Genomic DNA, 19,017 nt, shown 5'->3' on the forward strand with positions numbered 1-19,017 from the left:
AAAGCACGTTTGGCTCAAGATGTCTCGATCTATTTGCGGTGCATGCGACCGACGAAACTTACCGTAATCGTCGTTTCCAGACTCGACTTCCGGGTTTGGGCTCGACTATGCTGAAGGAAGTTCTTCCCCTCAATCATCCCTCCACCTGCGATCACCACGATGCTCATCTCCCACCGAAACGCTCTCGTCCTGGGGGCTATTCTGTTGCTGTTGTTTGGCCTGAACCCTGCCTTGGTGCATGCTCAGACAACTTCCGATACCGAGGCCGACACCGGCAAGAAGCTCCGCATCATTTGCTTTGGTGCCCATCCGGATGATGCCGAATACAAAAGTGGCGGGTGCGCGATCAAGTGGGCCCAGCAAGGGCATCTTGTGAAATTGGTTTCGGTAACCAACGGTGATATCGGCCACTGGCAGATGTCTGGCGGAGAACTGGCCCAGCGCCGGGCGGCTGAGTCCGCAGAAGTTGCCCGGCGAATAGGTGTCGTCTCTGAAGTGCTCGACATTCACGATGGCGAACTCATGCCGACGCTGGAAAACCGCCGTAAGATCACGCGTCTGATTCGCGACTGGAAAGCCGATATCGTGATCAGCCATCGCCCGTGGGACTATCATCCCGATCACCGCAATGTGGGCGTGCTCGTGCAGGACGCGGCCTTCATGGTGATGGTACCGTACTTTTGCCCTGATACGCCGGCGTTGAAAGCGAACCCGGTCTTTCTTTATTCAAGTGATCGCTTTCAGAAACCGTACCCCTTCCGCCCTGACGTGGCAGTCTCGTTGGACGACGTGTTCGAGCAGAAAGTCGATGCGTTGATGGCCTTGGAATCGCAAATCTTTGAAGGGGGCGCACTGGGCAGCCCCGAGTTCGTCGCGAGCGTTCCACCGGCATCTCAACCGGAACTGCGCCGCAAGTACCTGCACGATCGCTGGGTGAATCGCCAAGGGGGCGAAGCCAAGCAGTATCGCGGTCTGCTGCAGCAGTGGTACGGAGAAGAACTCGGCAACAAGATTCAGTTCGCCGAGACGTTTGAAGTTTGCGAATACGGCCGCCAGCCAACCCCAGAAGAACTGCGCGAGCTATTCCCGTTCTTCCCTGAGAAGTAAACGACCAGCCGACGCGTTCATCCAACGCCAGGCATTCGAGCGAGACTCGCTGGGCACCATCAGCCAGCGATCGTTATGAGGATGCTTGGCGTAGTCGTTAGGGAATTCTCCGAAGATAGCATGCGTATCAACCGGTAGAAACGTGAATGTGTGCTGGTCACCCAGCACCGACTCGACGAACGTTCGTGTGGGTTGCATGTTGCCACTCTCGCAAACCAGGTATGGGCGGCCAGCGACTCGCCGGAGCCGCCGACTGGCTTGCTCGCGATAAGTTTCCAGCGGGCTTCCCCAATCGGTCCCGCGCCAAGCACGAACACCGTCGAAGTGATCGTGCGTGATGAACGCCGTCCACAACTTGGCGACTTCGTCGTCGTGCAGTCCCAGGAAGTTCACGCCGATCGCCCCGCGTGAGAAGCCGCACAGGTAGACGGCATCGGGATTGGCGTGCAGTTGCTCGATGATGCGGGGCACATTGGTCTTGGCGTAGTGAACTGTCGCGTCGATATCGCCCCACCAGGTAATCTCGTTCGACTTACCATCGGCCGCGATCATCGGTAGGACAACCCAAATGAACTGCCCACCAGAAAGCCCATAACCAAGACCCGCGTCATCGACTCTGCCGGTCGATCCCGCGGCAGGGTAGTAGTTGCCCGTGTACTCAAAAACGATCGGCAACCGCTCCCCATTCGTGGTCCAATCCTTGGGCAAATAGATCGTGTGGTGTACGTCGGTGCCGACATACTCTTGTGCTTGCTGACGCACGCGGATGCCAGCGGTTGGCGAGCCTTCGACCACTGCGGGAAGCGTCAACGTCGCTGTCGAGTGGGCATCTCGCTCCGCTGCATTTAAATGGGCTGCCAGACTCAGCAGCCAAAAGGCAGTGATGACGCACGCCAGTGCAATTCGTTTCATGGCCAGCCTATGAATCCCGGGCGTACTCTTTCCAATTGGCCAGCCGTTCATCTATGACGGGTTTCAATTGGTCGTAGTGGGCCCAACTGTCCTCGATCTCGTAGATACTGTCGACATCCTCGGCGAAAAGCTCTTCGTAGTCTTCGATGTATTCGCCCGCTTCCATGTCGAAGTAGTCTTCGGTGAATGCCTGACCTGTCTCGTTGAGTTCTTCGTCGGTGAACTTCCCGTCGCAGGCCGCCATGAAGAATGCCCCCGGCGTGATCGTGCGAGCTTTCAGCTTTTCTAAAAGCTCTGGCGAGTCCTCCTCAATCTGGGAACTGCCCAACCCTGATAACAGCGCCCAAGCGACATACATGCCAATATGCGTTGCGCCTGCTTCGTCGGGTAGATCTTTGGGGAAGTTATCGGCACCGTAATGCCACGAGGCGTCGTCGTATTTCATGTTTGCAGTCGTTTCCTCAGGGTGATATCCTCGCTCGTAAGCAGGATACCTGGGCACGTCAGGGGATATTTTCGTGCCGGCATTTTAACGAGCACACGCTGGCCGATGCCAGCTTTTCTCACCCAAAACTAAGGGAAACCAGGCAGCCGGAGAGAGGAAACTCTGGCAAGCGCTAAAGGGGGCCGAATGTTGTACAAACTCGAAGACGACGTCGACACGTACGGAGGATTCTTCTGGGAAGATAAGTCCAACTATATGGCGACCATCTCATCCGAACCGTTGGGGGCCAAATGGAAGCCGCCTGCAATCGTCGGGCAAAATGGCCTGCCGAAAAAAATGCTGAAGCTAGGTCCCCCAGACTTCGCCAGTGTGAGTCCCGGCATGTACTTGTTGAAGCCGCAAGTCTACGAAGCACTTCAGCCCCTTTGGCATGCTGCCGGCGAAACCTTCCAGGCCGAGACCAGCCGGGGGCCTTACCTGCTGTTTCATGTCACGCGCGAAATCGATTGCTTGGATCACACCCAATGTAAATTTGCCTATGCGGACGAAGAGCAAACCAGGATCGGGTACGTGAAACAATACAAGTTTCACGACGAAGCGATTCAGGGAAGCAACCTGTTCCGAATCCCGGAAACGTACAAGCTCGAGTCATTCGCATCTCAGCAAGTGAAAGACATCGTTCAGGCCGCAGGATTCACCGGCTTCTTCTTTGAAAAGATCCGCTGGTCGGAGTAACTCAGCCCTCGATGCCGATGGGCACCGGTCAGGCTTACCGGGGCTATGCCGGAAATTGCCAAGGAAAAACCGTTAAAATCTACGCAATCACCTTCGGCGATCCCCTCTGAATGGGTGCATTGCGGTAAGTCGCACCTTAATTGGCGTTTTGTAGAGTGTTCTCACCCTTTAAAAGCCGACCATTCTTGTATATTATTCACTGCTTGCCGAGGTGATAGCACTGCTCGTCGGGGCGGAACTAAGCTCGGCGGTGAGTTCCGTCGGGCAACTTCGAGCTCTAGCCTTCCTTAACCTATCCTTCCCATAACGAGGAGTTCGCACGTGAAGCGTCGTACTTTCCTCGCGGCCGGCCTCTCGCTTCCTTGGGTGATCAGTGGAGCCCTGCCGCGCAGGGCATACTCCGAACCTATCGCCGATTCGCCTGGTTACGATCTGCGGGGAGAAGCTTTCGTCCGCGATATGCAGCGGCGCTGTTACCGGTACTTTCTTGAAGCGGTCGATCCCAAGACGCAGTTGGTTGCCGACCGTGCGGCGGCCGACGGAAGCGATTACAGCCGGCATGCCAGTAGTGCGGCTTGCGGTTTCGGACTGGCCTCGCACGCGATCGCTGCGCAGTACGAGTGGGCACCTCGCGAAGAGATCCAGAACCGCGTGCGGACCATGCTGCGTTCGCTTAAAGAGATCGCCGCGCACGAAAGGGGATTCCTCTACCACTTCTTCGATATCAAAACCGGCGAGCGGATGCTGCGCAGCGAAGCATCGTCGGTCGATACGGCCTTGATGCTGGCCGGAGCGATGACCGCTTCGGTCGCGTTCCAGAACGACTCCGAAATCGGATCGCTTGCCGACGAGCTTTACAACCGTGTCGAGTGGTCGTGGCTATTGGGAGAAAACGGTTGTCTACACATGGGCTACCTGCCCGAGATCGGCATCTTGCCGCATCAGTGGGATCAATTCAGCGAGCATCTGATTCTGTCGCTGTTGGCCATCGGTGCTCCTGCCAACGCAGTCCCTCCGTCGAGTTGGGATGCCTGGCGACGCGAGCCGGTATTGAACTTCAACGGCCAGGAGTTCCTCAGCTACCCGCCGCTGTTCGTGCATCAGTACCCGATGGCGTTCTTCGATTTCCAGCATTACCGCGCCCCCAGTGGTCGTAGTTTCTGGAACAACGCGCAGATCGCCCATCACGCCCACGTCGACTTCCTGACGAAACTGGGCGAGAAGTATCCTCAACGCATGGGGCACTACGGCACCGACCTGTGGGGCATCACCAGCAGCGACAGCCAGTACGGTTACCGCGATTGGGGCGGCCCCTACAAGAACGACCGCATCGAGCCCGATCGAGAAATCGACGGCACGATCGTCCCCAGTGCCGCAGCCGGCGCACTGGCCGTGATGCCGCGCGAAGCCCTGCACACGCTCGAGTTCCAGAAGGCACGCTTTGGCGAAAAGATCTACGGCCACTACGGCTTCGTCAACGCCTACAATCCGGCTAGTGGCTGGGTCAATTCGGATGTGATCGGTATCGACACCGGCATCAGTTTGGTGATGGCCGAGAACATGCTGACCGGCGGCCTGTGGAACCTCTTCATGCAGCACCCGGCTGCCCAGCGCGGTTTGAAACTGGCTGGGTTTACGCCGACCGGGACGACGGTTCTCACCAGTAGCCCGTAGCGTCTATACTTGGGTGCGATGCCGACGAAGACGACGGCATGGCATCCGGCCCTGGCCCATGTGCTGAAGCGTTGCCTGAAAAGGTAGACTGAGATGGGTGTTCAACAGAGCAACAATACTATATTGTCATTGTCGTTATTTTGAGTGGTAGCTAACGGAAAGTGCGGACGTCTACTTTGGTTCAGTTGATTTTTTCAACGATCAAGACAGTCCACTCAAAACGCCAAATAACCACCGCTTGGTTGAAATAGCGGAAGTACACTTCGAAAAGTTGTGGTACAGATAATGACGGGTCAGAACGAGTTTTCCGCAAGGTTGGCCAACCTAGAGAAACAAGTCGAGTTGACTGAAAGTTACTTCAGCAGGGCCTATTGGTCGAACCTTGACCGCATTTACCGACTGAGCTTACCGGGCAGGATGATTAGGTGCATCATCTGTGACTTTACTCAAGAATGGGGAGCCTGGAAGAAACGGTTAGACACCTGCCAATTCGGAGGCGGTGAACTCGAGAGGTACGAATGTCCAAAATGTGAATGCGTTTTTGGTGCCCAGAAATACCTTGACTTGGAAGAAGCGTTTGTCGATCTCGACTATCGAGTGCTCTATTCCAGGTACGCCGAAGGTGACTCTACGAGCAATGAAATCAAGACTTTCCGGTCGCTGAATCCCACAAGTGAAGGATTGTATTTAGACTGGGGATGCGGTGGTCTTTGGAGCAAGACCGTCTCAACGCTCAGATCCGAAGGCTATGACATTTGGGGGTTCGAACCAAGCGCACAGACTTCTGGTGATTTTATTGTTAATGACCAAAGTCTAATCTCCACTCAATTTAACGGGATATTTTCAAACAACGTTATTGAGCATTTTCGTGAGCCAATTGAACAGTTCCGGTATTTCCATTCCATCCTCAAGCCCGATGGAGTCATGGCACACTCATCACCGTGTTATGAGTGGAGCTATGCGTTCACTCGTTTTCACACTTTGTTTCTGCTTGGAAAATCTCCACATGTCCTGGCAGAGCGGACCGGATTTAAGGTCCAGGATCAGGTTCAAGATGGTGAGTACATAAATTACGTATTTGTTCGCACGTAGTGATACATAGTCGTAAGGTGACTAAATACGGCGATGGTCCCCGAGTGAATCTCTAGACCTTCTTTAAGACACTTTGCCTTGTTGAAGAAGAAAAAGTGTCAGGACGGCTCTGTAGAAAACACCAGAAATAGTTTGACCCGCTAGCGGAGTTTCTAACGTAGCAGCTCTCAATGAGCGTTACGAGTAAATCTCCGTTAGATGTTTTGGTCACGGCCTGGGCGGTTGCTAAGCAGGCTCTGCCAGCGCATCGACATGTGAACAGTCCGAAGAAGTTCACGTAGCATCAACTGTTTGCCTGCCTGGTGTTGAAGAATTTTTTACGGCTTGATTATCGTGGCGTGGTCGAGCAACTTCTCGACTGTCCGTCGCTGACTGAAGCGATTGAGCTGGACTATATTCCCCACTATACGACACTGCAAAAAGCGGCTCAGCGATTGCTTGCCTGTGAAGCCGTTCAGTCGCTGTTGGACGAGACCGTGGCGATGCAAATGGGGCGTCGCAAACGCGTGCCCGATGCGGCGATCGATTCGACCGGGCGCGAAGCAACTTGTGCGAGTGCCTACTTCGAGCGACGCCGAAACACGAAGGATAGCCCGTGGAAAACAGTTGTTTATCAACGGTATCCCAAGCTCAGCCTGGTGAGCGATATCCGCACGCACTTCATTCTTGCGTATCGAGTTGGCAAAGGGCCGCGGCCTGATGTGGACGAGTTTCAGGGGCTCATCGGTCAGGCCGCGAAACGCGTTCGCCTGCATCGCATTCTGGCCGATGCAGGCTACGACAGCGAACCGAATCACCAGTTCGCACGCGAGAAGTTACGCCTGCGAACGATCATCCCAGCCAAGCCAAGCACGGCCGACCAACCGACAAGCCAGCCAGCGGCCGATATCGCAGACTGATGCAACTCCGCTTCGATGCAGACACCTACCGCCAACGAAGCCAAGTCGAAACCGTGATGAGCATGATCAAACGTAGGCAAGGCAACTTCGTCCGAGGCAAATCAGAAGGAAGCCGACACAGAGAATTACACCTGATGGTGCTGACTCACAATGTTATGATTCTCTGGTGGGCTTGAGTTTTCTACAGAGCCTGTCAGGACTCTTTGTTTCCTCTGGGCCAGGCATTGCTCAAGTGTGAATGTGCGGCGACCCAATTCGTAATCGTGCGAAGTGAAAAGGAACACGTTACGATGGACATTGTTTTCGCAACTGAGAAAACCTTCACCACGACGAACAAGTGAGCTGACCCATGTCGAATCCCTACGAAAGCCCCAGTAACTCGCCGCAATCCTCGGCAGCTCAATCCGCGGTCACTGCGCCGGCGATTGCCTTGATGGTGATCTCGGCCCTGGCCGTGGTGGTCGGCATCCTCGGTCTGATGGGCGATGCCTTCCTGCTATTGTCCGGCGCGGTCGAACAGTTGGAAGAAATGAATGACGGCCCCGTCTCCAAATACCAAAGCATCACCGTCCGCATCATCTGGGGCATCGCCCTAATCCTGGCCTCGGCCTATATCTTCTACGGCGCGATGCAGATGAAACAGCTCACCAACTACACCGCCGCCAGAACCGCCGCGATGATCAGCGTGATCCCCTGCCTAGGCCCCTGCTGCTTCCTGGGAATTCCGTTCGGCATCTGGGCCCTAGTGGTGCTGTCGAAGCCTGAGATGCGGGATGCGTTTCGGTAATTGGGGCCGTAAGGTAGGCTGGGGCGAGACTCGGCCGATGTTAGTGTTTTTGCGAAAATGATGAATGGTAGTGTGGAGAATATTTGACTAGACAAGAAATGCTAGGCATTCTATTTGTCAACACGGAATCATTTCATCATGCATGACTCATCTGCGGGGGCGCTCTATGAGTATCGGTATATCTTCTCATCGTATCGCGGATACACCACTTGCTATCATCGATTTCGAAACGACGGGGCTAGTGCCTGGCTTCGATCGAGTAGTGGAAATGTCAGTAGTACGAGTTGACCCCGGTAAAGATCCGGTTGTCGTCTATGACACGCTGATCAACCCTGGTCGAGCGATGGGGGCGACGGAAATTCATGGTATCACGGATGAAGACGTCGAGAATGCACCCTTCTTTGATGATGTCGCTGGAGAATTACTTGCCGCCACCAAGGACTGCGTTATTGCTGCGTATAACGTTTACTTCGATATCAAGTTTCTTAACTTTGAACTCACCAATGCTGGCGTTGCCCACGTTCCACCACATCTCTGCCTGATGTATCTCCGCACGATGCTCGGTCTAGGGGCACGCTGCAAATTAGACGTCGCGTGCCGCGAGCATCTGATTGAGTATTCTGCGACCCATAAAGCCGCGGATGACGCATTGGCTGCAGGGCAATTGTTTGCCGTTTATCGCAATGAAATCGAAAAGCGTGGCATCAACACGTTCGGTGATTTAGCCCGGCTGAAAAAGTATAAGTTCAACGATAGCTTTCAATACACTCCATTTCCGAGCCCTGAAAAATTTGGGCTTCGTCGTTTCAACGGCGCTCTTTCACGAGCTGGCTACAGCATCGAAGTCGACCCAACACGCCAAGCACTCTCTGCCTACTGGGATACACTGAAATCGATCTTGGCTGATTTGGAAGTCTCTGAGGAAGAGTTTGTTCAGGCGATTTCGGTGCGAAAAGAAGCCGGACTTAAGAAAGAGCAGATTCGCATGTTGCACGCGAAGGCATTCTCCGGAGTTATCGCTCAGTTTATCGACGATCAGTGGTTGGATGATCGAGAAACGTTGAAACTAAGAAAGCTGCATCAATGTCTGTCGAAATTGGGGTGGGCACCTGGGGAGTAGAGAAATCGGTTTTGCGTTAATAGTTGGTTCTGTTATGACTACTTACCGAGATGTGATCAACAAGCTGCCATACTCGATGCGAAATCGGTTCAATTCGTTAAGTGGATTTGTCAAGGCGGTCATAGATGAAAGAGAATCGACGATGCAACGTCGTAATCGCATCACTGCGGAGCAACTTGGTCTGATCCAGTTAGCTGTCTTTGTGCATAGTTTAGAGTTCTTTTTCAGAGAAGGTACCGCTGCTGCGAAATCAGCAACAGCGGGGTTCGAAGAGCTTGGTGTAGAAGGGTTCGTAGTAGGGGCTACTTACTTCTCAGGCGAGAATGAAAATGTTATGCGTGGGGCGAATCTTGCAGAAAGATTGAGTAACGCAATCCGATCACTACGTGGATTTGAAGCGGTTGGATCTGATCGCGGCATTACCGAATTGACGATTCATCTTTGGGGAGTCTTGCGTCGTGGCGAAAGAGGCATGGATTGATCAAGAAAAGATTCGAGAGAGCCTATCGGAATTTTTTGATGACAATCGCGGTGATTTGGAAACGTTTGGAAGGACGGTCAATCAAACTTTTGAAGCATTTGTCTTTGCAGCTGTCACTGCATGGTATCGTGAAAGAGATTGGAAAATAGAGTTTAGGCATCCAAGGCAGAATTCATCGAAATTGGATAAGAAGAAGTCGTTAGGTGTAAGGCTTAAGTTCAGCACAAAGGGGCGACCAGGTAACTATTCGTATGTAGTGTGTACAAAGGGCGAGGAAGAAGTCCACATCCGTCATCAATTACGAGTAGCAACGCGTTACCATACTAGCAAGCTTCAATATCCGGCAAATGTGTGCCTGGACGTTGCGGTTATCAAGCCGGTCGACTTATGCAGTTATTCGAGTGAAGACTTCGTCGAGAACCGGCATCTCGTCACCTTTGGTGAAGCGAAGCATATGTCTGCGTTTGCTGAATTAGTAGCAAATTTCGTTGGCTTGGTTCACGAAATGCAGCCTGGTCGCCTTCGTCGCAAGAAGAAGGTGGTGTCCAGAGCTATGCCTCCCTTCCTCTACGTCAGTGGATTTTTATTCAGAACTGCCCAGGGCATAAATGAGAGTTTGGACGCGCGAGGATATGACATTCAAATCTATTCTCGTACGGAGGCATTAGCTAAATCTGTTAATCTGCCTGGCCGAATGCCTGCAAATAGAAAGCGAAAGTCTGAAAATCGTATTAAAGCAAATCAAATCGACCTTGAGACGCTTCCGTTTTAATGCTGATAGGCTTTCTAAGTGAACTGAGATAAAAAAAAGCCCCAGGCAACATCGCCTGGGGCTCTTTCGTTTTTTAAATTGTCGCGGCCAGTCACCTAGCTGCTAATCCGGTTCACCGCATCTAAAATCGCATGAACGGTTGCTTCCACTGTATCGGTCGAGCTCCCACGGCCGCGGGCGGTTTGCTTGCCGGACTCGATTTCGACGGTCACTTCCCCTAGGGCGTCTCGGCCTAAGGTCGCGCTGTGCACTTGAAAATCTTTGCAGGTGATCGGCACGCTGGTGATGCGTTCGATGGCCCAGAAGGCGGCGTCGATGGGGCCGTCTCCTTCCGAGATTTCGGCGGTCTCGGTTTCGTTGCCGCGACGCAGGGTCATCTTCACGTGCGGCGGCTTGCCGGTGCCGTGGGTGACGTCCAGGCTTTCGAGGGTCCAGCCTTGGCGAACTTCACCGCGGATCTGCTGATCGCAGAGGGAAGCGATGTCGCCGTCGTAGATGTCCTTCTTCTTGTCGGCCAGCTTCTTGAACTCGTCGAACACCTCTTGCAGCTGCTCGGCGGAAAGATGATACCCCAAGGCCTTCGCGCGATCGGACAATGCTGCCCGGCCGCTGTGCTTGCCGAGAACCAGGTCGGTCTTTTCGAGCCCGACGTCTTCCGGCCGCATGATTTCGTAAGTGGTCGGCTCTTTCAGCATGCCGTCCTGGTGGATGCCCGACTCGTGCGCAAACGCGTTGCGGCCGACGATCGCTTTGTTTCGCTGCACCTGAAGTCCGGTGATGTTGGAAAGCAGGCGGCTGGTCGGCACCAGGCGTTTGGTGTTGATGTTGGTGCCGATGTTGTAATAGTCGTGCCGCGTGCGAAGGGCCATCACCACTTCTTCCAGCGATGCGTTCCCGGCACGTTCGCCGATGCCGTTGATCGTGCACTCGATCTGCCCGGCACCTGCTTCAACGCCGGCCAGGCTGTTGGCGACCGCCATGCCGAGGTCGTCGTGGCAGTGGACGCTGATGACCGCCTTGTCGATGTTGGGCACACGGTTCTTCAGGTCGCTGATGACCTTGTACATGTGGTTGGGGGTCGCGTAGCCGACGGTGTCGGGAATGTTGACGGTGGTCGCCCCGGCGTTGATCGCGGCTTCCACCACGCGGCACAGGAAGTCCGGCTCGGTGCGGGAAGCATCTTCCGGCGAGAACTCGACGTCGTCGCAGAAGCTGGCGGCCAGCTTCACGCCGTCGACACCGCGGCTGATGATCTCGTCTGGCGTCATCCGCAACTTGAACTCGCGATGGATCGCACTAGTGGCGAGAAAGACGTGAATTCGCGGCAACTCGGAATGCTTTAAGGCTTCCCAGGCGCGTTCGATGTCCTTTGGGTTGCAGCGAGCCAGGCCGCAGATCGATGCGCCTTTAATGTTCATGGCGATCTCGCGGACCGATTCAAAGTCGCCAGGCGAAGCGATCGGGAAACCGGCTTCGATGATATCGACGCCCAAGTCGACCAGGGCTTGGGCGATCTCCATCTTCTCGGCGCGGTTCATGCTGGCCCCAGGCGATTGCTCGCCGTCGCGGAGCGTCGTATCGAAGATTTTTACAGTCGGGGTACTCATAATTGTTTCGTAAGTCGTTCAGAAGTGATTTTGTGGTGTGTGGGTAGCCAAATATCTCACAGCCGGCCGCAAGCCGGCCCGGCTAGGAGGAGGATCGACACACTGGCCACTCCGTCGAACTGGTTGTGATGGGGGATCGCCATGATTTTATCAGGGGAACTTACGTCAACAAAAAAAGCCCTAAGGTGTTGGGCCTTAGGGCTTTTGGTGATCTCGTTTTGTGCGAACGTGAAACCTTCCCTAACACCCGGGGGTGATCAGCAGCAGTTGCAGCAGCAGGAGGTTTTGATTCATGGTTAAATCTTGCTCGCGATTGAGTGGATTTGCTATGAATGACTCTACTTCCGCTTGCAGGTTCGGTCAACCGGGCGTTTTTTCGTAAACCGCGATTTCCTCGGACCTTAACGGCAATTTGGGCAAAATTGGCGGGGCATCCGACCGATATTTCAAGCAGTCAGACTTCTAACCACCTTAGGCGGTGAAGGGAAGGGCACCAGTCCATGACCGAGCGTTTGGACATCACCAACGAACCAGAATACGGTCCGCCCCGGCAAGATACCGAGGCCGAGCGTAAGCCTCGCCCGTTTCTTGGGGTGAAGTTCGATTGCTGCAGTATCTACTCGCGGATCTATCAGAACAAAGACCGCACGCACTACGTCGGCAACTGCCCCAAGTGTGCCAAGCAGATCCGCATTCGCATCGGCCACGGGGGCAGCAGCAATCGCTTCTTTACGGCTTATTAGGCCCGGTAGCGAATTAGAAAGTGCCTCTCCCAGGTGCTATCGTGAAGTGATAGCACCCCGCGCCGCGTCCATCTTGAGTCGACGCATCAATTTCCGTACGATCTGCCGCCCCCACTTTTTGGAAGATGGCTGCCATGATCGACTTCGACATTCAACGCTGCACGAAGAAGTGCCACCAGACCGAGCGCGAGCTGCGCCCCGGTGACGAGTACTTCTCGGTCCTCGTTCCCGACGGAGCCGAGGTCGCCCGGCAAGACTTCAGCAAAGAGGCCTGGGAAGGCCCGCCTGAGAATGCGATTTGTTGGTGGAAGGCGACCATTGCCGATCCGCAGTCGACCAAGGTCAGCTGGGCTCCGCACGACATCATGCTCGATCACTTTGAACGCCTGCTCCAAGATCCTAAGCAGCAAGACGCCGCTTACGTCGTGGCGCTATTGATGGTCCGCCGCAAGATCGTGCGGATGGATGAAACGGAAAAAGGGGACGACGGCATCGAACGCCTGGTACTGGTAGGACTCAAACGCGAAGGGAACTACAAGATTCCTGTCGTCGAACCAACCGCCCAGCGCATTGCCGAGATTCAAAACGAACTAACGTCGCTGCTGCAAACCGGCGACGAACCAACCGAACAGTAAACCACCAACGCAAGGATGCGCCAGTGACACAATTCAAGCTGCAGGGGATCGTTGCGATCTTGCTGGTTGGTTTCGCTTGCGGTGCCGGGTGCCCGCAGTTCACGCAGCCGGTCGACCCGATGTATCAGGCACCGGTTGTCTTCAATGCTCCGCCGACGATGGAACAGTTGATGGCCCAGGTCAACCTGAACACGCAGCGCGTGCAGTCGCTTGAATCGACCGGAGCGACATTGGGCCTGGCAGGCTTTCCCTCGATCAGGGCACAGATCTACATGATGCCCCCGACGAAGTTTCGCATGATTGGCGAAACGGCCCTCACCGGTCAACTGTTGGACCTGGGGAGCAACGCGGAAGAGTTCTGGGTGTGGGGCCGCGGGTTCAACTCGCCGGGACTGATGTATGCCCGCCACGACGAATTCAACCGCACGATGGCCAAGACGATGCTGCCGGTCGAACCTGGCTGGGTTGCCCAAGCCATGGGTTTGGCACACTTCGACCCCAGCGACTTCCACCAGGGGCCATTCCCGACCGCAACGGGCAACTACGAAATCCGCACGACGATGAACTCCTCGGCCGGACAGATCACCAAAGTCACCGTCATCGACAAGCAGTATGGCTACGTGCTCGAACAGCACATGTACGACGGGGCAGGGCAGCCGATCGCTTCGGCGCTGGCGTCCAATTTCCGCTACGACCCGAGCTACCAGGTATCGTTGCCGTATATGGTCGACATTCGCCTGCCGAAGTCGGGCATGGACTTCTCGATCTCGGTGATCGGTTACCGTATCAATCAACTGACCGAAGGAACCGGCACGTTCACGCGTCCGCGCCGGCCTGATGTGCCGGAGATCAACCTGGTAGGCAACGCCGGCCAGCCACTACCGGGGGCTCCGGTTTACTCCAGCGGCCAACCACTGCCGGGGGCACCCATGGCACCAGTCAGTCAGCCGTACCCAGTCAACGGACAGATGCTCCCCTCAGGGCAGCCATTGCCGGCCGGCAACTACGCTCCGCCATCGCAGGCCCCAGCCGGCTACGCGCCAACGAACCCACAGCCGTACCCATCTGGAAGCGGGTTCCCCCTGGGAAGCAACATGCCAGGTAATGCCGTCAACGCGGTACGCCCCGTCTACGAAACCGCCGCCCAGCAAGATTACCAGTCCCCACCGATCCGCGGCTTGCACTAGAGACTATTCCGGTCCCCTCTCGCTCGCAGGAAGAGGGCTAGGGTGAGGGATTCCAGAGCGATGATTGCATCGCATCGCCAGCGAGAGCACTGCAACGTTCAACCGCCGCGTCGCATAACATCCCAAGGGCCGGCCTTTCAGGCCTTAAGATGGTCTCGCCAGCCCGCTACCCTGCCGAGCCTGGGATCTGTAGCCGGCGGGCCGAATCATCCTTCAGGGCCGTTTGAATCCGCTGCTCGGCACCTCGGTCTTGAAGTTCCTGGATGACAATCCGCCGCGAGGCGACCGTCAGAAAGGTGTTGAAGCTGCCGCTGCGATCGTAGCGGCGCAGAATTTCAAGGTCGTTCTCGGCCAATCGCTCGAGCGTGGCGACCACGACGGCGTCGGCATCTTTCTGGGTGAGGGTCCATTTCTGGCTATGCCGGGCATGCTGTACCACCTGAATGACGGTGCTGGCATACCGATCGATAAAACGCCGCCAATTCGTACTGGGGGATGCGAAAAGGTCGTCCAGCAGTTGAAGATCGGCGGAACTGGCTTTCATGGATACACTCGGGGCCTAAAAAGGACGTGAATTGAGACTGAAGGAAAGTAAATAACTTGAGACTTAAGCTCAATACAGGTTTTCACTTGGGATATAGTGCCAAATGAGGCATGGTTGCCTTGACACCTTATTGAGACAGGCATAAAAAACGAAGAGAAAGTCGCCGATGAATATCTTTCATAGACGCGACGTGCGTTTGGGGGCAAGATCAACTGTGGTTGCCCCACTTACGAGAACCTTGTTTTCAACACCGCTTTAGTGGTCAGGAGATACCTAGGATGACTCACGTAGTCTGCGAACCGTGCTTTAACTGCAAGTACACGGATTGCGTTGTTGTGTGCCCCGTCGAATGTTTCTACGAAGGGGACAAGATCCTCTACATCCACCCAGAAGAATGCATCGACTGCGAAGCGTGTGTGCCTGAGTGTCCTGTCGAAGCCATCTTCCACGAAGACAACGTGCCAGAAGAATGGAACGGCTTCATTGAATTGAACGCCGAGATGGCACCTCAGTGCGAAGTGATCACCGAAAAGAAGGAGCCACTGGCCGACCAATAGTCGCCAGCCGGGCCACTTGCTTGATCGTGAAAATAAAAAAAGCCACAACCGAAACGTTGTGGCTTTTTTCATGCGCTGATGCCAATAAGAGGACGCGATCGATCGACCTTGCCCCAATCTGCAAAAGCTACTTCCTGCAAGGAAGTCAAGTCGATTTCATTCTTATTTTCGCGGTAACACGCGTCTCGCAGTTTATTCGAAAGACTCGTATTGCTTCGCATTGTTTAACAAGGTTAGGATGAAAAACTGCTTACCTGCCGCGACTCAAGCGGCCTTATCAAGTGCCAAAAGGAAGGACCTATCTGATGAGTCAATTTACTTGCCAGTGTTGCCAGCAAGTTTTTGACAAAAGCAGTGATCCGTGCTTTGTGATTCGTGTCACTGCGTTTCTGGAGATTGAGCCTTACTTCGACGAAGCAGACTACGACGATACCGACCGAGACAATCTCTCGGTGCTTGCTGATACTCTCGAACAGGTTTATCCGATCGAAGACCCCACGCTGCACGAAGATCAAACCCCTCGGGATTTTCGCCTCTGCCGTGATTGCTACCAGCAATACATGCGAGACCCTGTCGGGCGAGAGAATCAGGCCGCGCAGATCTCGTTCAGCGATAACTAGCATCGCCGTGTCGTCGGCATGCCACAGCAGTGCCCGTAGCGTTCTTGCGCAATAACGGAAGTGTCAAGCGATGCTTATCCGAGGGACGATCTCCCGGCGCGTTCCTATTTCGTCAGATCCCATTTCAGTTGGTTGTTGCCGGTCGTATCGATCTCGACCTTCAGTTCGGAATCGCGATTGTACTGGGCAGGTATGTACTGAACCGGCACGGTGCCAGCGCCGCCGACTTCCATGCTTCGCTTCATTTCGGAAGAAAGCTTTTTGGGGTTTTCCAGTCGCGTCGCCGTGATTCGCACGATCTTTTCGCCTGGCGTCACTCGCATTTGGAACTTGCCGTCGTGGATCGAGCCAGCAAAAGAACGCTCGCCAGCTTGTACCGACTCTAGAATCACCTTGCCGGTTTCCAAAGGGCTGCCGTTAAAGGTTACGGTGCCTGATACGAGCGTCGTGCCGTCGTTATGACCGGCCGAGCAGCCACCGGCGGCCAGCAAGAGACAGCCAAGTAGCAAGCTGCTTGTCCGTAGTGTTCGTGAAGGATTCATCGCATTTTGACCTGGATAGGAATGAGAGAGTGAAGCGAATCAACCACAAGCAGTCCCCTGGTCAGAGTGGGGACTGCCTGGCATGGCTTTCTACTGGGTGAGCTTAGAACTGGCCGACCACTTCACCGTTGCCAGTCGTGCCCAATGCTCGCCAGGTACCCAGGTCGATCGTCTCGGGAACGAACCGCACCGAGGCGTCCCCCATCACCGTGTTCACGCCGCCGGGGTGGTAGCTGCGAGCCGAGTTGCGGTAGCCGCCGCTCGAGTTGTTGTCGTCGTAACCCACGTCTTCACATGGGGCCACTCGGTCCCAGTCGCCGCTGGTGCATTCGTTGTTGTTGGTATCGCTACGGACGATCAGGTCCGGTAACGAAGTGTTGGGTGCTTGCTGCGTCGAGAAGAATGCCTCGCCGTGGTTCGAGCCTTGCCAGTAACCGCCGGCATCGTAGATGTGCCCCGGACGATTCGCACCGCGAATGATCGCTTCACTTCCCATGACGGTATTCGAGCTACCGTCGGTCAGGTTGTTAAAGCCGGTACTCGATTCAAAGTAGAACATCCCCTTGGTGCTTTGCGAGGGATTGGCTGTCCGTTTGAAGAAGTCCGCGCCGTTGCACAGCAGGTAGTTGCCTACCTGGTTGTCGCGGCAGAAGCCGGGGCTGTTCGGTTCCGATGGGCAATTGAAGATATTGATGACGGCCCCTCCCAGCAAGCTTCCCTTAAACGTCGATGGAACGGTGTAAACGTACGAGTAGCCACCGCTCAGGTTGCCACCGCTGGCGGTCGGGGTGCGGATGCATTCTTCGTAAACATCTTGCAGGGCCGCTTGCTCGACAAACGGCAAGATCCGCTGAAACCAGCAATCGCGATTGCCGATGTTCCCCAGGCGAAAACCATACGGGAAATTACCATGCGTATCGTGGTAGTTGTGCAATGCCAGGCCAATCTGCTTGAGGTGATTGGTGCATTGCATCCGCCGAGCCGCTTCGCGTGCTTGTTGAACCGCAGGCAACAAAAGGGCAATTAGCATGCCAATGATCGCAATGACGACCAGGAGCTCGACTAGCGTAAATCCAGATTTGTGAGACCGAACGCTCATGAGATTCTCCAAACGGAAGCGAAGTGCAAAAGTTAGAAACATACGAAGAATTCAAGTGTTTTGTGCGTAGGTCACTCAGGGAGACTCGCGACCTGCTCGTCGTCTGGCCATTCCGGGAAATGGCTCGCAGCGACACGGTCTAGTCTATACCGAATTAGATAGACAGTGAAACAAAGTTGACTGACAGGAAACACAAGAATCATGGTTTCTTCACTTGCTCTTCATGGGTAAGTGGGTGGGCTGGGCAATCTTTGGTCGTTGGCTGACGGCCACCCCAATGGGCTGTTTTTGGTGTCGATGCTGGTGGCCAACTGGTAGACTGACGGGTATTCGTGCGGTTCAGATCACGCCAGGCGAAAGGGGGAACGTGCCATGGCAAAGAAGATCAGTTCAAGCGTAGGAAGAAAGCAGGGGCACAACGCCAGGAATCTTCCCGACGACGTCAAAACGGTTCAGCAGTTACTTCAGGCCGCCGCCAAGAACCTGGGTAACAGCGACTACGATCCCGGCGACGACGATGGCAAGATCGCGACGCCACCGAAGTTCTCAGAGACCGTCGCCGCGATTAACGCGTTTCAAAAGCGATTCATGCGCAGTCCCGACGGGCAGGTCGATCCCGACAGGACGACACTCAAAAAGCTGAACGAAGCGGCCGGTTCCGCCCCCGCTTCAAGCGGCGCAGCAACGAAGACGCCGGTGGCCGTGCCGTCGAAGGCACCAGCGCCGGCGGCACTCGGTAAGCTCTCGCTCAATTCGTTTCTCGGCAAATCGATGGCCGAGATCTGTCCGAGCGGGTACGCCGATACAAGCAACAATCACTGTGCTCATTTTGTCGGCCACGCGCTGGATATCACCGTCGGGCTGACATGCCACGGAATGACCTCCGGTAAAAAGCGAAAGGGAGAAGCGGCCAGCCTGCGGGTGCAAGAGATCTTCGCGGCCTGTCCGTCGGTGGCCGAGTACGATGACACGATGGTCGGCAAACGGGGCCTGATGTTCGTCAGCGCGCCGAGCAACTTTGTCACGACCGGCGGAAAGACAACCATCCGGAACGTCCCCAAGAAGCACATTGGGATCTTTCTCAACGGGACTGTCTGGCACTACAGCAACTCGCGAAACAAGGTCGTCACGCAGACGCCGGCCCAGTTCATCAAGCACTACAGCGGCCAGACGAATGCCCTGTGGTTGGGGACGTTGCCTCCGGGGGCGATCTCGAATTTCTCGGCGTAACGTTCGATGCGACTGTGCTGTCGGTCTAAGTCATGTCGGTGGCGTTGGTTACGAGGCACTTCGGGGGGCCTGCGTTTGCTGCCTGGGGATGTCTATGGGGCCGTTGTTCCTCCTCCAAATGACGGATAAACTGAAGGTTTGACTGTGGGTCCGGCATCGTCACTTAGCAGGCGAAAGGGGGCCGGCGGTCTTGGTTGTCAACAAGTAGCACCCCTTCCTTCCGAAAAGA

Annotated in this window: 20 protein-coding genes and 1 pseudogene; 15 read left to right on the top strand and 6 right to left on the bottom strand. The window is 55.1% G+C overall.

Annotated elements, in window-relative coordinates:
• Nucleotides 1–159 precede the first annotated feature (159 nt).
• A complete protein-coding gene (locus C5Y96_RS05455) occupies nt 160–1,107 on the top strand; it encodes a PIG-L deacetylase family protein (protein WP_105350667.1) in 948 nt (315 codons plus the stop codon).
• On the opposite strand, the gene C5Y96_RS05460 is transcribed toward C5Y96_RS05455, so the two are convergent.
• A complete protein-coding gene (locus tag C5Y96_RS05460; RefSeq protein ID WP_105350669.1) occupies nt 1,081–2,019 on the bottom strand; it encodes a hypothetical protein in 939 nt (312 codons plus the stop codon). The two genes, C5Y96_RS05455 and C5Y96_RS05460, sit on opposite strands and share 27 nt — an antisense overlap.
• Nucleotides 2,020–2,026: 7 nt before the next feature.
• Complete coding sequence (locus tag C5Y96_RS05465; RefSeq protein ID WP_105350671.1) at nt 2,027–2,464, bottom strand: hypothetical protein; 438 nt, start codon at nt 2,462–2,464, stop codon at nt 2,027–2,029.
• 186 nt (nt 2,465–2,650) lie between these two features.
• Between C5Y96_RS05465 and C5Y96_RS05470 the strand changes: the two genes are divergently transcribed.
• The 8 genes and pseudogenes from C5Y96_RS05470 (at nt 2,651) to C5Y96_RS05505 (ending at nt 10,024) form a co-directional block, all read left to right on the top strand.
• Nucleotides 2,651–3,199, top strand: coding sequence for an imm11 family protein (locus C5Y96_RS05470; RefSeq protein ID WP_105350673.1), 549 nt, complete (start codon nt 2,651–2,653; stop codon nt 3,197–3,199).
• Nucleotides 3,200–3,520: 321 nt separating this feature from the next.
• On the top strand, nt 3,521–4,873 hold the full coding sequence (locus tag C5Y96_RS05475; RefSeq protein WP_233198791.1) for a glucoamylase family protein: 1,353 nt from the start codon (nt 3,521–3,523) through the stop codon (nt 4,871–4,873).
• A gap of 285 nt (nt 4,874–5,158) precedes the next feature.
• Entirely contained in the window at nt 5,159–5,965 is an 807-nt protein-coding gene (locus tag C5Y96_RS05480; protein ID WP_233198792.1) for a class I SAM-dependent methyltransferase, read from the top strand.
• Between the two features lie 488 nt (nt 5,966–6,453).
• Nucleotides 6,454–7,040 (top strand): annotated as a pseudogene (locus tag C5Y96_RS05485) (transposase).
• Nucleotides 7,041–7,213: 173 nt separating this feature from the next.
• Entirely contained in the window at nt 7,214–7,651 is a 438-nt protein-coding gene (locus tag C5Y96_RS05490) for a hypothetical protein (protein WP_105350677.1), read from the top strand.
• Between the two features lie 166 nt (nt 7,652–7,817).
• Nucleotides 7,818–8,771: a PolC-type DNA polymerase III gene (locus C5Y96_RS05495; RefSeq protein WP_158261104.1), complete on the top strand. Its 954-nt coding sequence runs from the start codon at nt 7,818–7,820 to the stop codon at nt 8,769–8,771.
• A gap of 142 nt (nt 8,772–8,913) precedes the next feature.
• Nucleotides 8,914–9,252: a hypothetical protein gene (locus C5Y96_RS05500; RefSeq protein ID WP_146115525.1), complete on the top strand. Its 339-nt coding sequence runs from the start codon at nt 8,914–8,916 to the stop codon at nt 9,250–9,252.
• Nucleotides 9,230–10,024 (top strand): hypothetical protein, encoded by a 795-nt coding sequence (locus C5Y96_RS05505; RefSeq protein WP_105350680.1) that lies wholly within the window; start codon nt 9,230–9,232, stop codon nt 10,022–10,024. The genes C5Y96_RS05500 and C5Y96_RS05505 overlap by 23 nt, the downstream gene beginning before the upstream one ends.
• 95 nt (nt 10,025–10,119) lie before the next feature.
• On the opposite strand, the gene C5Y96_RS05510 is transcribed toward C5Y96_RS05505, so the two are convergent.
• Nucleotides 10,120–11,631 (bottom strand): 2-isopropylmalate synthase, encoded by a 1,512-nt coding sequence (locus C5Y96_RS05510; protein WP_105350682.1) that lies wholly within the window; start codon nt 11,629–11,631, stop codon nt 10,120–10,122.
• Nucleotides 11,632–12,131: 500 nt separating this feature from the next.
• On the opposite strand from C5Y96_RS05510, the gene C5Y96_RS05515 reads away from it, so the two are divergent.
• The 3 genes from C5Y96_RS05515 to C5Y96_RS05525 all read left to right on the top strand — a co-directional run bounded on the left by C5Y96_RS05515 (nt 12,132) and on the right by C5Y96_RS05525 (nt 14,196).
• Nucleotides 12,132–12,374 carry a hypothetical protein gene (locus C5Y96_RS05515; RefSeq protein WP_105350684.1) on the top strand — a complete coding sequence of 81 codons (243 nt, stop codon included), beginning with the start codon at nt 12,132–12,134 and terminating at the stop codon, nt 12,372–12,374.
• A gap of 134 nt (nt 12,375–12,508) precedes the next feature.
• On the top strand, nt 12,509–13,009 hold the full coding sequence (locus C5Y96_RS05520; RefSeq protein ID WP_146115526.1) for a hypothetical protein: 501 nt from the start codon (nt 12,509–12,511) through the stop codon (nt 13,007–13,009).
• 23 nt (nt 13,010–13,032) lie between these two features.
• Entirely contained in the window at nt 13,033–14,196 is a 1,164-nt protein-coding gene (locus C5Y96_RS05525) for a hypothetical protein (RefSeq protein WP_105350689.1), read from the top strand.
• A 166-nt stretch (nt 14,197–14,362) separates the two neighbouring features.
• On the opposite strand, the gene C5Y96_RS05530 is transcribed toward C5Y96_RS05525, so the two are convergent.
• On the bottom strand, nt 14,363–14,740 hold the full coding sequence (locus tag C5Y96_RS05530) for a hypothetical protein (protein WP_105350691.1): 378 nt from the start codon (nt 14,738–14,740) through the stop codon (nt 14,363–14,365).
• Between the two features lie 278 nt (nt 14,741–15,018).
• Here C5Y96_RS05530 and C5Y96_RS05535 point away from each other — a divergent pair, with 278 nt between their 5' ends.
• Together C5Y96_RS05535 and C5Y96_RS05540 are read left to right on the top strand one after the other, a co-directional pair.
• Nucleotides 15,019–15,297 (top strand): ferredoxin family protein, encoded by a 279-nt coding sequence (locus C5Y96_RS05535; RefSeq protein WP_105350693.1) that lies wholly within the window; start codon nt 15,019–15,021, stop codon nt 15,295–15,297.
• A gap of 305 nt (nt 15,298–15,602) precedes the next feature.
• Nucleotides 15,603–15,917 (top strand): hypothetical protein, encoded by a 315-nt coding sequence (locus C5Y96_RS05540; protein ID WP_105350695.1) that lies wholly within the window; start codon nt 15,603–15,605, stop codon nt 15,915–15,917.
• Between the two features lie 104 nt (nt 15,918–16,021).
• On the opposite strand, the gene C5Y96_RS05545 is transcribed toward C5Y96_RS05540, so the two are convergent.
• On the bottom strand, nt 16,022–16,459 hold the full coding sequence (locus C5Y96_RS05545) for a hypothetical protein (protein WP_146115527.1): 438 nt from the start codon (nt 16,457–16,459) through the stop codon (nt 16,022–16,024).
• Nucleotides 16,460–16,562: 103 nt separating this feature from the next.
• Nucleotides 16,563–17,558, bottom strand: a complete 996-nt coding sequence (locus C5Y96_RS05550) for a DUF1559 domain-containing protein (RefSeq protein WP_105350700.1) — start codon at nt 17,556–17,558, stop codon at nt 16,563–16,565.
• A 372-nt stretch (nt 17,559–17,930) separates the two neighbouring features.
• Here C5Y96_RS05550 and C5Y96_RS05555 point away from each other — a divergent pair, with 372 nt between their 5' ends.
• Nucleotides 17,931–18,788 (top strand): peptidoglycan-binding domain-containing protein, encoded by an 858-nt coding sequence (locus C5Y96_RS05555; protein WP_105350701.1) that lies wholly within the window; start codon nt 17,931–17,933, stop codon nt 18,786–18,788.
• The last annotated feature ends 229 nt before the right edge of the window (nt 18,789–19,017 follow it).

The organism is Blastopirellula marina, assembly GCF_002967715.1.
GTDB classification, from domain to species: Bacteria; Planctomycetota; Planctomycetia; order Pirellulales; family Pirellulaceae; genus Bremerella; species Bremerella marina_B.

Bases quoted from the DNA above. Each gene is read 5' to 3' on its own strand.
- C5Y96_RS05455 (WP_105350667.1), top strand. From the start codon at position 160: ATGCTCATCTCCCACCGAAACGCTCTCGTCCTGGGGGCTATTCTGTTG.
- C5Y96_RS05460 (WP_105350669.1), bottom strand. From the start codon at position 2,019: ATGAAACGAATTGCACTGGCGTGCGTCATCACTGCCTTTTGGCTGCTG.
- C5Y96_RS05465 (WP_105350671.1), bottom strand. From the start codon at position 2,464: ATGAAATACGACGACGCCTCGTGGCATTACGGTGCCGATAACTTCCCC.
- C5Y96_RS05470 (WP_105350673.1), top strand. From the start codon at position 2,651: ATGTTGTACAAACTCGAAGACGACGTCGACACGTACGGAGGATTCTTC.
- C5Y96_RS05480 (WP_233198792.1), top strand. From the start codon at position 5,159: ATGACGGGTCAGAACGAGTTTTCCGCAAGGTTGGCCAACCTAGAGAAA.
- C5Y96_RS05490 (WP_105350677.1), top strand. From the start codon at position 7,214: ATGTCGAATCCCTACGAAAGCCCCAGTAACTCGCCGCAATCCTCGGCA.
- C5Y96_RS05495 (WP_158261104.1), top strand. From the start codon at position 7,818: ATGAGTATCGGTATATCTTCTCATCGTATCGCGGATACACCACTTGCT.
- C5Y96_RS05500 (WP_146115525.1), top strand. From the start codon at position 8,914: ATGCAACGTCGTAATCGCATCACTGCGGAGCAACTTGGTCTGATCCAG.
- C5Y96_RS05510 (WP_105350682.1), bottom strand. From the start codon at position 11,631: ATGAGTACCCCGACTGTAAAAATCTTCGATACGACGCTCCGCGACGGC.
- C5Y96_RS05515 (WP_105350684.1), top strand. From the start codon at position 12,132: ATGACCGAGCGTTTGGACATCACCAACGAACCAGAATACGGTCCGCCC.
- C5Y96_RS05520 (WP_146115526.1), top strand. From the start codon at position 12,509: ATGATCGACTTCGACATTCAACGCTGCACGAAGAAGTGCCACCAGACC.
- C5Y96_RS05530 (WP_105350691.1), bottom strand. From the start codon at position 14,740: ATGAAAGCCAGTTCCGCCGATCTTCAACTGCTGGACGACCTTTTCGCA.
- C5Y96_RS05535 (WP_105350693.1), top strand. From the start codon at position 15,019: ATGACTCACGTAGTCTGCGAACCGTGCTTTAACTGCAAGTACACGGAT.
- C5Y96_RS05540 (WP_105350695.1), top strand. From the start codon at position 15,603: ATGAGTCAATTTACTTGCCAGTGTTGCCAGCAAGTTTTTGACAAAAGC.
- C5Y96_RS05545 (WP_146115527.1), bottom strand. From the start codon at position 16,459: ATGAATCCTTCACGAACACTACGGACAAGCAGCTTGCTACTTGGCTGT.
- C5Y96_RS05550 (WP_105350700.1), bottom strand. From the start codon at position 17,558: ATGAGCGTTCGGTCTCACAAATCTGGATTTACGCTAGTCGAGCTCCTG.
- C5Y96_RS05555 (WP_105350701.1), top strand. From the start codon at position 17,931: ATGGCAAAGAAGATCAGTTCAAGCGTAGGAAGAAAGCAGGGGCACAAC.